General features: G+C 59.8%; 11 protein-coding genes. 3 read left to right on the top strand and 8 right to left on the bottom strand.

Features of this window, described 5'->3' with window-relative positions:
• Window positions 1-54: 54 nt before the first annotated feature.
• From ACW55A_RS19530 to ACW55A_RS19505, 6 genes are all read right to left on the bottom strand, one after another.
• Entirely contained in the window at window positions 55-990 is a 936-nt protein-coding gene (locus ACW55A_RS19530; RefSeq protein ID WP_003364609.1) for a choline kinase family protein, read from the bottom strand.
• Complete coding sequence (locus ACW55A_RS19525; RefSeq protein WP_060707918.1) at window positions 987-1,940, bottom strand: phosphotransferase family protein; 954 nt, start codon at window positions 1,938-1,940, stop codon at window positions 987-989. The genes ACW55A_RS19530 and ACW55A_RS19525 overlap by 4 nt, the downstream gene beginning before the upstream one ends.
• A 10-nt stretch (window positions 1,941-1,950) precedes the next feature.
• Window positions 1,951-3,231 (bottom strand): Zn-dependent hydrolase, encoded by a 1,281-nt coding sequence (locus tag ACW55A_RS19520; protein ID WP_455808959.1) that lies wholly within the window; start codon window positions 3,229-3,231, stop codon window positions 1,951-1,953.
• Window positions 3,209-4,045 carry a DeoR/GlpR family DNA-binding transcription regulator gene (locus tag ACW55A_RS19515; RefSeq protein ID WP_498811144.1) on the bottom strand — a complete coding sequence of 279 codons (837 nt, stop codon included), beginning with the start codon at window positions 4,043-4,045 and terminating at the stop codon, window positions 3,209-3,211. The genes ACW55A_RS19520 and ACW55A_RS19515 overlap by 23 nt, the downstream gene beginning before the upstream one ends.
• A gap of 2 nt (window positions 4,046-4,047) precedes the next feature.
• Window positions 4,048-5,475 carry an amidase gene (locus ACW55A_RS19510; RefSeq protein WP_455808958.1) on the bottom strand — a complete coding sequence of 476 codons (1,428 nt, stop codon included), beginning with the start codon at window positions 5,473-5,475 and terminating at the stop codon, window positions 4,048-4,050.
• A 287-nt stretch (window positions 5,476-5,762) separates the two neighbouring features.
• Window positions 5,763-7,370: a M10 family metallopeptidase gene (locus ACW55A_RS19505; protein ID WP_004413859.1), complete on the bottom strand. Its 1,608-nt coding sequence runs from the start codon at window positions 7,368-7,370 to the stop codon at window positions 5,763-5,765.
• A 464-nt stretch (window positions 7,371-7,834) separates the two neighbouring features.
• On the opposite strand from ACW55A_RS19505, the gene ACW55A_RS19500 reads away from it, so the two are divergent.
• The gene (locus ACW55A_RS19500; RefSeq protein WP_498811143.1) at window positions 7,835-9,163 is read left to right on the top strand and encodes a sensor histidine kinase; all 1,329 of its coding nucleotides are present in this window, start codon (window positions 7,835-7,837) and stop codon (window positions 9,161-9,163) included.
• Window positions 9,164-9,284: 121 nt separating this feature from the next.
• Here the strand turns inward: ACW55A_RS19500 and ACW55A_RS19495 are convergent, their stop codons facing one another.
• The gene (locus ACW55A_RS19495; protein ID WP_060707921.1) at window positions 9,285-9,911 is read right to left on the bottom strand and encodes a glutathione S-transferase N-terminal domain-containing protein; all 627 of its coding nucleotides are present in this window, start codon (window positions 9,909-9,911) and stop codon (window positions 9,285-9,287) included.
• A gap of 42 nt (window positions 9,912-9,953) precedes the next feature.
• Window positions 9,954-10,850, bottom strand: a complete 897-nt coding sequence (locus ACW55A_RS19490) for a LysR family transcriptional regulator (protein WP_003364628.1) — start codon at window positions 10,848-10,850, stop codon at window positions 9,954-9,956.
• A gap of 158 nt (window positions 10,851-11,008) precedes the next feature.
• Here ACW55A_RS19490 and ACW55A_RS19485 point away from each other — a divergent pair, with 158 nt between their 5' ends.
• Together ACW55A_RS19485 and ACW55A_RS19480 are read left to right on the top strand one after the other, a co-directional pair.
• Window positions 11,009-12,574 carry an MFS transporter gene (locus tag ACW55A_RS19485; RefSeq protein WP_455808956.1) on the top strand — a complete coding sequence of 522 codons (1,566 nt, stop codon included), beginning with the start codon at window positions 11,009-11,011 and terminating at the stop codon, window positions 12,572-12,574.
• The gene (locus ACW55A_RS19480) at window positions 12,571-13,548 is read left to right on the top strand and encodes an LLM class oxidoreductase (RefSeq protein ID WP_498811142.1); all 978 of its coding nucleotides are present in this window, start codon (window positions 12,571-12,573) and stop codon (window positions 13,546-13,548) included. The genes ACW55A_RS19485 and ACW55A_RS19480 overlap by 4 nt, the downstream gene beginning before the upstream one ends.
• Window positions 13,549-13,567 lie beyond the last annotated feature (19 nt).

Raw genomic sequence — 13,567 nt, 5'->3', positions numbered from 1 at the left:
TTATTATTGAAGTACTTGTTTTACGTGTTCGAAGGCTCACAGGACGAGATCGACTCAGACCTGCCGCAGCCAGGTTTCCCATTGCGAATCATTGATGATGCTGCGCGCCCGCATGTGCTTCCAGGTGCCGTACTTGTAAAAGTCGAAGTCCAGTTGCGACACCGCGTGCTGCACCATCGCCCAGGTCGACCATTTGATGTCGGCCAAGGCCTTGTTGAGCTTGATCCGCGCGACGGTTTGCGCGCTGACCTGGCCGAAGTAGTCCTCAATCAGCGCCAGCTCCATGTCGTCGCTGAAAAACATCTCGCCGAACCACAGCGCCAATTCGTAATGGCGGTCGTTGTTGGAGGCGTACTCGAAATCCACCAGGCGAATCTGGCGATCCGCATTAAGCATGAAGTTGCCTGCCAGCGTGTCGTTCATGCACGGCGCCAAGTCGATCCCGGAAGCCTGCAGCGCAGCCTTTGCGCGCTGATATTGCAGACACAGCCAGTCGTCATCCTGAGGCTTGATACCCTTGAGCTCGGCCACCTGGCTCTGGTGCTCGGTGATCATGTCGAACACGGTCTTGGTCTGTTGCAGCAGCGGCTGATCGTTGAACGCCTTGAGCCCGCGCAAGGCACTGTGGCGTATGTCGCGTTGCAGGAAATCATGGTTGGACGACGCCCGCCAGCCCTCCATGAACTCGAACACCTCGACACCGAAGGCTTCGAGGAAAGCGAAAACCGGCGCGCCATACCCGGTTTGCGCAGCCTTCACACTGGCCTCGTGGGCGGTGTGACGGTCGATGAACATCTCTGTACCGACGCCTGGCACCTTGAAGAAATAAGCCGTGTCGGCGCCCTCGACCTCGACCCGCCAGTTGGTATTGGAAATGCCGCCACTGACAGGCTCGTAGTCAACGCGGCGGCCTTGCCAGCTGTCGATGCTGCGCACGGCGGCTTCCAGTTGTCGTTCCTGGGTACTGACCGACTGCCCTAACGTTTTCATGCTCTACCCTCCTGAACCTGACGCATCCAGCCTTCCAGTCGCGGGTCCTGAACACACTGTCGGCAGCGCAACAGCGTCCATTGCCCAACCTTGGAAAACTCCAGTGGCCGCGAGGACGTGGTACCGGCCCAAAGCCCCCACAATGTCCAGTACCAGTCGTTGATCAGCGCATACAGACGGCACACGGCGTAGTCGATTTCCAGGCATTGTCCGGCCCAAGCGCTGATCCCCTCGCGCCACTGACGCTCGAACGAATAAAGCTCATTGAGGGTAATCGCCACGTCGTACCACGGGTCCATGCAGCCACCGTAGTCAAAATCCACCAGACGCAACTGGCCTTCGCTGGACACCATGACGTTGCTGGACACTCCGTCACCGTGCAGTGGAACTGCTTGCACGGCGTGGCTCTGCAGCGCCTGCCAGGCCATGTCGACGCAACGGTCGATCCATTGATGCTCGGCAGGCAGCGCAACGTTATCGCGCTCGCACAAGGTGCGAAGACGCTCGATATCCGCCATCGGCGAGCGCACAGCATCAGGCACAGGTCCGGCATGCACCTGCCGCTTGAGTGCCCATAGCGCTGCAAGCCGACCGGGTGCGAGCAGATCGTCGAGCCGCGCAGCTCGCCAGTTCGAACCCAGGTCCTCGAAGATCAGCACGCCATTGGCCTGGTCTGCGCCAAGCAGACGCGGTGCCGCCGTGCTGCGGCCAGCACATTCGCTGGCCTGGGCTACCGTGTCGAAATCGATCAGTTGCGCCATGTCGGCATGCAGAACCTTGGCGTAGCAACCGCCCTGCGCGCTACTGACCCGAAAGCCTGCCCACTCGGTCGACAATCTCGAAGGCGAGGCCACGCCCTGCGTCACGTTCTCGATCTCGGCGTCCTCAGCGAACCCGCAAGGTGCCAGTGCGCTGCGCAGGCGTGTGGTCAGGTCGTCGGCATATGACATGCTCAGCCCCTCAGTTAAATGACGCGGATGAGGTGCAAGCCCGATGCAACAGACCGGTCAGCATGCGCAAACCGTTGTGCATGTCCTGATCGCTGGTGTACTCGGCCTCATTATGAGAAACGCCATTGCTGCTGGGGATGAACAGCAGGCACACGGGATAGCGCCGGTTCAGACTGATCGCATCGTGACCGGCGACGGTCATGCTGTCGGTGGTCGACAAACCCAGCTCGGCGCCTACGCCATGCGCCAGTGCAGCGAACCCGTCATGCAGCCTGGCAGGCGAGCGCAAGACGCTGCTTTCCACTTCAAACGCGGTCATGGTCTTGTCGGCGATCGCGTGCAGCGTTGCATCCAGGCGTTCCGAGGCAGCGCTCAGCAGATCGACGTCGCGGGAGCGGTACTCGATGAGCAGCGACACCCGCGAAGGCACGACGTTGGGCGAATTGGGGTAGACCTCGATACGTCCTACCGAACTGTGCATCTGCACGCCGTGCTGCAAGGCTTCGTCATGCACCGCAGTGATGGTGTGTGCAGCAGCCAGCAACGCATCCCGGCGCGCGGCCATGGGCGTGGGGCCGGTGTGATTCTGCTCGCCATCGAAACGCACTCGCCGTTTCAGCGCGGCCCATGTCTCGCGCACTACGCCGATAGCCGTCTGGCTGCTTTCCAGGCCAGCACCCTGCTCGACATGAATCTCGACATACCCGGCAATGTTCACATCAACCTGATCGTTGCCCAGATACCCGATGGCCTGCAGGGCGTCCTTGAGACGGATGCCGTCACCATCGCGGCTTTCCCAGGCGTCGTCCAGCTTCAAGGCACCGGTGAACACGCCACTGCCGATCAGGCTCGGCTGAAAGCGCGCGCCCTCCTCGTTGGTCCAGTTGACGACCGCCAGATTACAGCGTGGGACTTCGCCACGCTCAAGCAATTGCCGCGTCAGACTGGACACCGCCACGGCGCCGGCAAGCACGCCGTATACGCCATCGAAACGCCCGGCACTCGGCTGGCTGTCCAGGTGCGAACCGCAGAGCAGATAAGGCGCGTCAGGATCAAAGGTCATGAGGCCAAACAGGTTGCCCACCGCATCGATACGGACTTCGAAGCCGTGCGCGTCGAGCCAGTCCCGAAACAGGTCGCGTACCTGACCGTCTTCGACCGAAGCCGCCAGCCGATGCAAACCACCGGCGGGCGTGGCACCGATCGCCGAGCTTTGCCGAAACAATGCTTCGAACGCTGCCAGATCAGTTGCGCCCGGCTCGATCAGTTCAGGAATAGAGGGTGTCGACATGATCTTTCTCCAGGCGTGTCGCAAACTCGTCGGATAGCGCGCGATTGGTGACCAGGGTCGTGATCGCGGCAAATGGCAGGGTGTTGATAAAGGTGCGATGACCGAACTTGCCATCGTCAGCCAGCACAACGCTGCGCGTGCAATGCCTCACCAGCGTTCTGCGCAACATGGCTTCTGGCTCCTGGTAATCCATCAGGCCGAAGTCCAGGTCAATGCCGCCGATGCCCATGAAGGCAATGTCGTAGTGAAACTGCCGGGCGAATTCCAGCGTATGGGGACCGATCAAGGCGTTGTCGGTGCGCCGCACATCACCGGGCGCAACCAGAACCTGATTGTCGCTCTGGTGCGATATCAACTGGGCGATGTCCAGCGAATTGGTGATGATCTTCAACTGACTGAACCGGGTCAGTTGCTGGGCCAGCGCCAGCGTCGAGGTACCGGTGTCGAGGAAGATGGCCATGCCTTCGCTGACCAGCTGCGCAGCACGCACGGCGATGCCCGCCTTGGCGCGAGGCTTGAGCCTGCTGCGCTCCTGCAACGGCAATTCTTCGCTGGACCTGGGCAGAATCGCGCCACCGTGAATGCGCCTTAACCTGCCCTCTTCCTCCAGATGCTTGAAGTCGCGGCGGATGGTCTCTTCGGAGACAAACAGCAATTGTGCAAGGTCCGACGCCTTGACCCGCTGCTGTTGAGCGAGCAGGCGCATGATTTCGTCCAGACGCGGCTGATTGAGCATGGGGGTGACATTCCGTTGCAAAGTGATGACTCCAGTGTCCGGGCCGTTGGCCCCCTGATCCGTGTGCGAGAGCGACATGTCTATTGCCCCGAAACCGGTGGCAGGTGCTGATCCCAGGGCGCAATGGCTTCTACAGCGGCACAGAACTGCAGCACCTGGGCATCGGCAAAGCGTGGACCTACGACTTGCAGGCCGATCGGCAACCCCTCGGAACTCCAGCCACAAGGCAGGTTGGCGGCCGGGTTGCCGGTGATGTTGAAAGGGTAAGTGAACGGCGTCCAGCGCGCCCACGGCACAGCGCCGTCCTGCCCGGCATAGCCCACGGGGGCGACATCGTCTGCGGCAAACGGCAGGATCGGCAGCGTGGGCATGAGCAGCAGATCGTAATTTTCAAACAGCGCGTGCACCTGATTGGCGAACGCCGCACGCTGTTGAAGAGCCTGCAGATAATCACTCAGGCTGTACTGGGTAGACCGCTTGATCAGATCGGCAAAGCCGGGATCGAGCTGGTCCAGTTTCTGCGCAAGCGCCTTGCCATAGGCAATACCGCGCCCGGCGACCCACAGGGTTTCGAAGGTCGCCAGCGGGTCATGCCAATCCGGTTTGAGTATGCTGACTGTGACGGGCAGCGACCTGGCGATATTGCCCACGGCGGCATCAACCGCTGCAGCGACTTGCGCATCGACCGGCGTGTCGAACAGCGTCGGGCAGAAACCGATGCGCAAGGGTTTCAGCGGCTGGTCGCAACGGGCCAGAAAGGACTCGTCAGGGGCTGGCAGCGCCTGATGATCCAGTGGATCGGGGCCCGACAGAATGTCGAACAGCAATGCGCTGTCGCGCACGGTGCGGGTGATCGGTCCTGCATGACTGAGCATCTCGGTGGCCGACCAGGGCCAGGTGGGAATACGGCCCAGCGTGCCCTTGAGAGCAAATGCGCCACAGAACGAGCCCGGAATACGTACCGAGCCGCCACCGTCGGAGCCCAGTGCGGCTGGCACCATTCGCGCCGCCACGGCAATGGCCGAACCGGAGCTGGAGCCGCCGCTGGTGAGGTTCGGGTCCCACGGGTTGCGCCCGTTGCCGAACACCCGCGACGTACTGGCGCCCGTCCAGCCGAACTCGGTGGTCGCTGTCTTGCCGAGAATGATCGCGCCAGCGTTCTTCAGGCGACGAATGATTGGCGCGTCCTGGGCCGGCACCGAGTCCAGAGCGGTCAACGACCCCCGGGTGGTGCGCAGCCCTGCGGTGGAAAAGAGATCCTTGATGCCAAAGGGTACGCCGTGCAGCGGCCCGCGCACCTCACCGCGCTGCAGTTCGGCGGTCATGCTTGCGGCCTGTTCAAGCGCCGCCTCGGCATACACATCACCGAATGCATTCAGTGTGGAATTGTGGGTTTCGATCGCTGAAAGGCACAACTCGGTCAAGCGTATCGGCGTCAGGCCCCCTTCGCGAACAAGCGTGGCAGCTTCAATCACGTTAGGTATGGAAGATGGCTTGGACTCAATCAAAGCAGATACCTCTCAGACACTTATGCGCAATGCACGGCACCAACGGCTGTCGGGGCATTACATTCAGCAGGCCCTTATGAGTCAAGTGGGTTTTGTTGGATATATTGAATTTGTGGTTTTAAATTTTGTAACAGCACCGTCACGGTGCCAAAAAATGCGCAAAACGCTGCCTCGCCCAATTGCGGTGCGCGATTAAAACCAGAAAAGAAGGGGGAAAGTCGGCGAGAAAGGACTGCGCCTGTCAGCGACGCAGTCCTGTCATTGAGATCGGTCTTTCAGATCAGCGATCAGACCGCCAGATCGTGAGCATGGAACTCGGTGACGCCAACCAGCTGGATTTCAAAGTCAGCATGCAGGTCAGCGTTGACGTTGCCGGACAGCACATGATCAGCGAAACGCAGCTGGCCAGCGCCAGTGAACTCGCCACTGCCGATGAAGCTGAAAGCATCGAGGGCCTTGGTGTCCACGTTGGCATCCATTTTCAGGAAGCTCAGTTTGTCGCCTTGCTGGCTATTGAAGTCGGTGATCACGTCGCTGTTGTGGCCTTTGCCCATTTCCGACAGATCGTTGAACACGAAACGGTCAGCACCGCTACCACCAGTCATGATATCGGCGCCCTGACCGCCCACCAGTTTGTCATTGCCGGCACCGCCGAACAGAACGTTGTCCGCATCATTACCGGTCAGGGTGTTGTTGCGGTCATTGCCCAGCACGGTGAATGCACCCTCGCCTTTGAGATGCACATTCTCGAAGTTCGCCAGCGTCCCGGCATTGAGGTTGATCACCTGTGCAATGGGCGAGGTATTGTCGTAAGTGATCTTCAGCGTATCGACGCCTTGATCGGCCTTTTCCTGAACAAGGTCCAGTTCGCCGGCCTGATCGATGACGTAGGTATCGTTGCCCAGTCCGCCGATCATGGTATCCAGACCACCGCGGCCATTGAGCACGTTATCCAGATCGTTGCCGATCAACGTGTCATTGAAGGCAGAACCTATGGCGTTTTCGATGTGCGCACCATAGGCAATCGCCAATCCGGAATTCATCAGCGTGGGTGCGTCAGGGTTAGCGTTGTAATCGAGAAACGCCTTGCCGATAGTGCTGAACTCACCCTCGTTGAGGTTGATTTTCACCGAAGCTTCCTGATTGCTGGCATCGATGGTGTCTTTGCCGCCAGCGTCCCAGATGGTCTCGAATACCGATTGCCCGGGCGCCCACTTATAGACGTCGTCGCCAGTGTGATAGTGGGTGTTGGCACCGTATATAAACTGCATGGCCGCGACATCGAGCAGCATCGGCGTGGTGGGCTTGAAGCTGTAATTGTTGGTGTAGCTCATGATGGTGTAACGCGCATCTTCGAATTTGGCATCGAGCAGGACATCGTTGTACTGCGAGCCTTCGAACGAATGCTTCAAGCCCAGTGCATGACCGGTTTCATGCATGAACGTGAGGTAATCGTCCGTGCCCTTGGCTGGATCGGCCGCGTTGACGTTCGGTCCGATCCAGACATCGCCGGAGCGGCCCAGCGTGCCCGGCGCGTAAGCCTGGCCAAACTCGGTGCCTTGCAGGCCCTTGAAGCCGCCGAAGCGAATGTCTCCGACATTATCGGGGGTGTCCTGAACCTCGGTGAACTTGATATCAGCCACCGCGCTCCAGGCATCCAGTGCGCTTTTTGCGGCTGCCGCCTGGGCGTCGGTCAGCGAATAGGCATCACCGGGCTCCTGAGAGCGACTGTAATCGGTGGCGTACACGGAGTCGGCCCGATGAAAACTGTAAGTCAGATGGGTACCGGAAGAATCCCCGAGCCAGAATGGCCCCCATAGCAGACTGGTAACTCGGTCGTCGGCAGCCCCCTCGGGCAAGAGTTCGGCAGGACTTGATTCATTTGGGCCGGGCATCGGCGTTGCTCCTGAAGAAAACAGACGTTAGTGATGGGCCAACGATCTTTGCCAGCGCAAAAACCGGACAGCAGTTTATTACACAGCACACATAATATGGACATAATAAGTTACAAAAATAGCGTTCAGAACGGCCGGTTCATTACTCTCAATACCTGCCAACTTCTTATGACGAGTGAACTTTAACTTCTATTACAAGTGCCATTTAATAGCGCGTCGCCATATAGGGTTCGGAGCACCAGCCAAGACAGTAAGAAGTGACTGTTTCGAGGGTATTCGAACACGATCGGAACGCCCTTCGATTGCGCAGGATTGCTTCACTGCGTGTCGAGGGGGGAGGCTGAATAAAGGGGACATCGTTCAAACCTGCGCACGCCGAGCTGATTTATGCGGCGTATACCTTGCTGCACTCTATGGATCATAGGCATCATAAGACCCAATTTCATCCGATCGCGGTGCGCCCCATGACCCACCACCCTGCGCCACTCCCCGCCAGCGAGGAAGAACGAGTCCTGTCTCTTGAGCATCTCAAGATACTGGACAGTGCTCCCGAGCAAGACTTCGACGACATTGTGCTGCTCGCCACCACATTGTGCGACGCGCCCATCGCGCTGGTTTCGCTGGTTGACCGAGAACGCCAGTGGTTCAAGGCCTGCATCGGCCTGGACGTGCAGGAGACGCATCGCGACCTGGCATTCTGCGCCCACGCCATCCTGCAGCCTTCCGATGTGCTGGTGGTGGAAGACGCAACCACTGACCCTCGCTTCAGAGAGAGTCCGCTGGTGCTCGGGCCTCCCTACATCCGTTTTTATGCAGGTGCGCCGATTCGTACCGAGGCCGGTCATGCGCTGGGCACCGTCTGCGTGATCGACATCTGGCCGCGCGTACTGAGCGAACAGCAACGTCGTGCCCTGCTGGCACTGGCGCGGCAAACCGCAGCCCTGATGCAATACCGCCTGGTCTCGGAGCAACGTGACCAGCACGCCGCCGAACTGGCGCTGGGGCTCGAAAGCGCACAGAGCCAAAGCCTGGCTCTGGAGCGCAATTTGCGCCAGTCGCAACGGGTGTCTTCGCTGGGCATGCTCACGGCAAGCATCGCTCATGACTTCAACAACCTGCTCCAGGCACTGAGTGCAAGCCTGCAACTGATCCGCATGCGCTCACGCCGCCCTACCGACGTCGAGACGCTCAGCGATACCGGACTGCGAGCAGTGGATCACGGTCGCCAACTGGTGACTCGCCTGCTCAACAGCGTTCGCCATGACGGTCCCGAACTGATCTGCATCGATGTCAGCGAACGGATCGATGCCGCGCGTGATCTTCTGTTGCGTTCGGCAGGCGACACGCTAAACCTTTCATTCGACCTGTCCGCCCGAGGCTGGGGCGTGTTGTGCGCAGAAGCGCAATTGCATACCACCTTATTGAATCTGCTGAGCAATGCGCGTGATGCAATTTCAGGCCCTGGCAAGGTGCATATCTCGACCCGGCTGGAGTCCATCAAGGAAGACCCGCTATTCCCGGAAGGTGATTATCTGGTACTCAGCGTGAACGATAACGGGCCTGGCATGACAGCCGAGCTCAAGGAGCAGATCTTCGAACCGTTCTTCACAACCAGAAGTGCCGACCCGGGTGCCGGGCTCGGCCTTGTTCAGGTGCAGGAGTTCGCGGTAAATGCCGGCGGAGGCGCACGCGTCGAAACAGCACCGGGAAGCGGTACTACGGTGCATCTCTATTTGAGAATACTGGGGCCGATCAGTGCAACCAACGCGCCAGCCCATATAACCGAACATTAACAACAGCTCATCGCCAGCGAGGCGTGGTTACTTCAGGCACGCTTTGAATTAAAAGGGGCCGAACATTCAATGTTCGGCCCTTTTAATTTTATAACCTGCTTCATCATTAACGTCGGGTGTTTCATGGCCAATGGCGTCTTATGACCGCGTTGACCAACGGCTCAGCGTCAACCCGTAACAACAGCGCATGAAAATCCGGTCGGGCGTTATGCAGGTGCTCCCGGGCGCCACTCCATCGCGTTACGACAGAGGCCAGAATCTCCACTGCGCCGGGTGAATCGCAACGCCAAACCCCGGCATCAGCAAACAGGTCGGCAAACGTCTCCCAGTTTTGATGCAACCGCCTCCGGGCGCCCGCTTCGAGCAGCCTCTCCAGCCCATCGTCGGCACTCGTCAGCCAGCGCTGCGGGTAATCAATGATCCCGATGGCGGCATAGCAGTTGGCTGCCATGTAAACCAGCGCGCGAAGCGCTTGAGCACGCTGGGCGGAATCGCCAGGCAGAAGCCCGGAACCTGGGTACTCCAGGCCCAGATGGATCAGGATCGCAGCACTTTCAGTGAGTACCGAATCATCGGCGAGCACCAACGTGGGAACTTGCATCAACGGGTTGACCCGCCTCAACGCCTCCTTGCCTGGCCCCTCCTCCCATCCACAGGCGTTGCACACTGTAAAAGGTACCGAGCAGCGCTGAAGCGCTATCTCTATAGCCGCTGAACCCGAACGTTCCGTGCCGAAAAGCGTGTACATGCCAGTGCTCCTTGCCAAGTGCTGCAGGCTCGCTCCGTACAGTCATACTGATGGAGGAGCAAACAAATGGGCGTGCATGAAATCAATGAAGACTCGCAGGCGCAGCGAAAGATGCTTGCTGGACGGCCAGAGCAATCTGAACGTTCCGGTGTGCACCGTGTAATCAGCCAGGACAGGTATCAGCTCGCCGTCGCGGACGGCCGATGAAATCATGAAGTCCGGCAGACAGGCAATGCCCAACCCGGCCCGCGCAACGTCCACCAGAATCTCGGTGGTGTTACACACCATGGCCTGAGGTAACTCGAGATCATCGACGCCTGGCTCACGACGCAGCGGCCAGTGTTCGAACTTTCCCGAGGAGGGAAACTTGTGCAACAGGCAGGCGTGCTGACTCAGGTCGCCAGGATGCCGGGGTATACCATGCCGGGCAAAATAGTCCGGAGCGCCGACAATGCGCAATTGGAAGCTGCCCATCCGCTTCGACATCAGGCCCGAGTCGGCGGGATCTCCGGTGCGTAACACGACATCGAAGCCCTCCTCGATGATATCGACCATCCGGTCCGAGAAATCGATATCCAGTTCGATATCGGGGTAGGTGCGCATGAAGTCGATGATCACCGGCATGACCAGTCCGCTGACCAACGGCAGACTGATCCGCAACCTGCCCCTGGGCAGATCCCTGGCATTGATCAACTCCATTTCCGCCGCTTCCAGCTCCGACAGAATGCGTCGGCAACGCTCCAGGAATATCGAGCCTTCCAGCGTCAGGGCGATACTGCGCGTACTGCGATGAAAAAGCCGAACGCCGAGGCTCTCCTCCATACGGCCAATGCTCTTGCCGATACCCGACGAAGAGATGCCCAGGCGTTTTCCGGCCTGGGTAAAACTCCGTGTTTCGGCAACCAGAACGAACACGGCAATGCTTCCGAGCGATTCCAATACCCACTCCTATTCAGGACAACCCTGTCCTATACGTTCGGAACATAAGCCTGTTTTTGTTTGCGGGCGCAACCCCTAATCTCCCGGCAGGGCAATCGCTCTTGGATAAACGCGTGCATCACAGCAAAACCCGGGCACGCTTCACAGGGACATTGCACATGACCACAGCACATCGGGTCCAAACACAACCTACTGCGGGACGATGGGGGCAACTGCTCGCGGCTTGCCTGACCGGCATTCTGATCCCGTTATGCTTCACCGGCCCTGCCGTGGTTCTGCCTTCGATAAACCAGGCGCTGGGCGGATCAGCGGTCGAGCTGACCTGGGTCATCAACGCCTACATCCTGACCTACGGCAGCGCCATGATGGCCGCCGGGAGCCTGACGGATATCTACGGCAGAAAACGCGTCTGGCTGATCGGGCTGGCGATCTTCGTGCTCTCCACCTTCGCCATTCCGGCAGCCTCCTCCGTCGTCCAGATCGACCTGCTCAGACTGGTTCAAGGCCTGGGCGGTGCGGCAGCGTTCGCCGGGGCGATGTCGTCGCTTGCCCAGACCTTTCATGGCGCCGAGCGCACCCGAGTCTTCAGCCTGCTGGGCACCACCTTCGGCATAGGTCTGGCCTTCGGCCCACTCGCAGCCGGCTCGCTGGTGGATTCGGCAGGCTGGAAATGGTCATTTCATGCGACTGCACTCATCGGCGTCGCGGGTTTCCTGCTGGTGCTGTTCAGCGCCACCGAATCAAAGGATCCCGACGCCACGGGTATGGACTGGGCGGGCGCAATCAGTTTTACCGCAGCATTGGCCCTGCTCACTTACGCAATCCTGCTCGCCCCTGAAGAGGGCTGGAGCGGTCCACTGGTGATGGGTGGCATCATTGGCTCACTGCTGCTGTTCTGGATATTCATCGCCGTGGAGCGGCGCGTTGCCCGTCCCATGCTGGACCTGTCACTGTTCAATAGCGCGCGCTTTGTCGGCGTGCAGATTCTTGCAGCCAGTCCGGCATTTTTCTTTGTCGTGCTGATCATCATGTTGCCAGCGCGCTTCATTGGTATCGACGGTCTCAGCGCGCTGGAAACCGGACAGATGATGACCGCACTGGCCGCGCCCCTGCTGATCGTACCGATGCTTGCCGCACAACTGGCACGTCGCTTTACCTCCGGGCTGCTGTCCGGTATCGGTCTGCTGCTGGTGGCTGTCGGCCTGCTGTGGCTGGCGCTGGCACTGGACAGTGGCGCGATCAGGACAGCGTTGCTGCCGATGGCCTTGATCGGTATCGGCATCGGTCTGCCCTGGGGATTGATGGATGGCATGGCGATCAGCGTGGTTGAAAAGGAACGCGCCGGCATGGCTACCGGCATCTTCAATGCCGTACGCGTTTCTGCCGACGGCATAGCCATTGCGATCGCAGGCGCACTGCTCGCCACGTTCATTCAGTGGGGCCTGTTCGATGCCCTGACGGGTGTCGCGCCTGATGTGGTGACAAACGCTGCCAACCGCGCCGCATTGGGCGATTTACAGAATGCGATCAGCCTACTGCCCGGCCATGCAGAACTGCTGCACCAACAGTACGCCGCCGCGTTCCGCAATCTGCTGTTCATTCTCAGCGCCGCCACCGTGCTGACGGCCGTGGCGGTCTTTGCGCTGCTTGGTCGCGTACGCGCTCATGAAGAACCGCCCATAGAGGCCTCCGACACGCTTGAACTGGCGGGCGAAATCAAGTGAGTCCCTATGAAATATCAGGCGCAAAGCGGCATCCCGCCTTTGCAAAGGTGTTCGCGCCAGGTCACCTCACGTTCGGGCTGATCGCGCCTCTGGAGGGCTACCCCGACTCCGCAGCACCGACCATGAAAGACCATCTGGCCTTGGCCATTCAGGCCGACAAGGCCGGTTTCGCCGCGCTGTGGCTGCGCGACGTACCGCTTCTCGACCCGGGGTTCGGCGACGCCGGTCAGGTGTTCGATCCTTTTGTCTACGCCGCGCTGCTGTCTGCCGTCACCCGGCAAATCTGCATCGGCACGGCAGGCATCATATTGACGCTGCGTAATCCGCTGATGGTCGCCAAACAGGCGTGCAGCGTGGACGTGTTGCTCGAGGGACGCTTCCTGCTGGGTGTGTCGACGGGGGACAGGCCCGGCGAATATCCTGCGTTCGGCGAGCATTTCGACACCCGCGCGGAACGCTTCAGAGACGGCGTCGAACTGCTGCACGCGGTGACCGAGCAGTCTTTTCCAGTGTTCAGATCGCGCCATTACGGGCAACTCAATGGCACGCTGGATCTACTGCCGAAACCGGTTTTCAGGCGGCTGCCGATGCTTGCCGTCGGCCGCTGTCAGCAGGACATCAAATGGCTGGCCAATCACATGGATGGATGGATATGGCATCAGAGCGGCTTCGACACCTTGCCTGAAGTGATCAATCATTGGCGCAGTGCCAATGAGCAAAAACACTTCAAGCCCTACGGCTATGCGACGTTCTTCGACCTCGACGAGAACAAGGACGCGCCGATGAAAGTCGGACGCGGAATCAGTACCGGGCGCAACGCCCTCATCGCCCTGTGGCAGCGTCAGCGGGAACAGGGGGTTTCGCATGTGGCGCTGAACCTCAAGCCCCTGAGGCGTCCGGCCACAGAAGTGTTGCAAGAGCTGGAAGAGTATGTGCTGCCGTACTTCCCGACCCGCCGGAGTGATCATGCCTGACCGAATACTTCATCGGCAC

The organism is Plantibacter cousiniae (nom. nud.), from assembly GCF_977070315.1.
The sequence above is the reverse complement of the archived record's forward strand: the minus strand, read 5'-3'. Positions and strand labels throughout refer to the sequence as shown.

Excerpts from the sequence above, each read along its gene's own strand:
- ACW55A_RS19530 (WP_003364609.1), bottom strand. The coding sequence starts at position 990 with ATGAAAACGTTAGGGCAGTCGGTCAGTACCCAGGAACGACAACTGGAA.
- ACW55A_RS19525 (WP_060707918.1), bottom strand. The coding sequence starts at position 1,940 with ATGTCATATGCCGACGACCTGACCACACGCCTGCGCAGCGCACTGGCA.
- ACW55A_RS19520 (WP_455808959.1), bottom strand. The coding sequence starts at position 3,231 with ATGTCGACACCCTCTATTCCTGAACTGATCGAGCCGGGCGCAACTGAT.
- ACW55A_RS19515 (WP_498811144.1), bottom strand. The coding sequence starts at position 4,045 with ATGTCGCTCTCGCACACGGATCAGGGGGCCAACGGCCCGGACACTGGA.
- ACW55A_RS19505 (WP_004413859.1), bottom strand. The coding sequence starts at position 7,370 with ATGCCCGGCCCAAATGAATCAAGTCCTGCCGAACTCTTGCCCGAGGGG.
- ACW55A_RS19500 (WP_498811143.1), top strand. The coding sequence starts at position 7,835 with ATGACCCACCACCCTGCGCCACTCCCCGCCAGCGAGGAAGAACGAGTC.
- ACW55A_RS19495 (WP_060707921.1), bottom strand. The coding sequence starts at position 9,911 with ATGTACACGCTTTTCGGCACGGAACGTTCGGGTTCAGCGGCTATAGAG.
- ACW55A_RS19485 (WP_455808956.1), top strand. The coding sequence starts at position 11,009 with ATGACCACAGCACATCGGGTCCAAACACAACCTACTGCGGGACGATGG.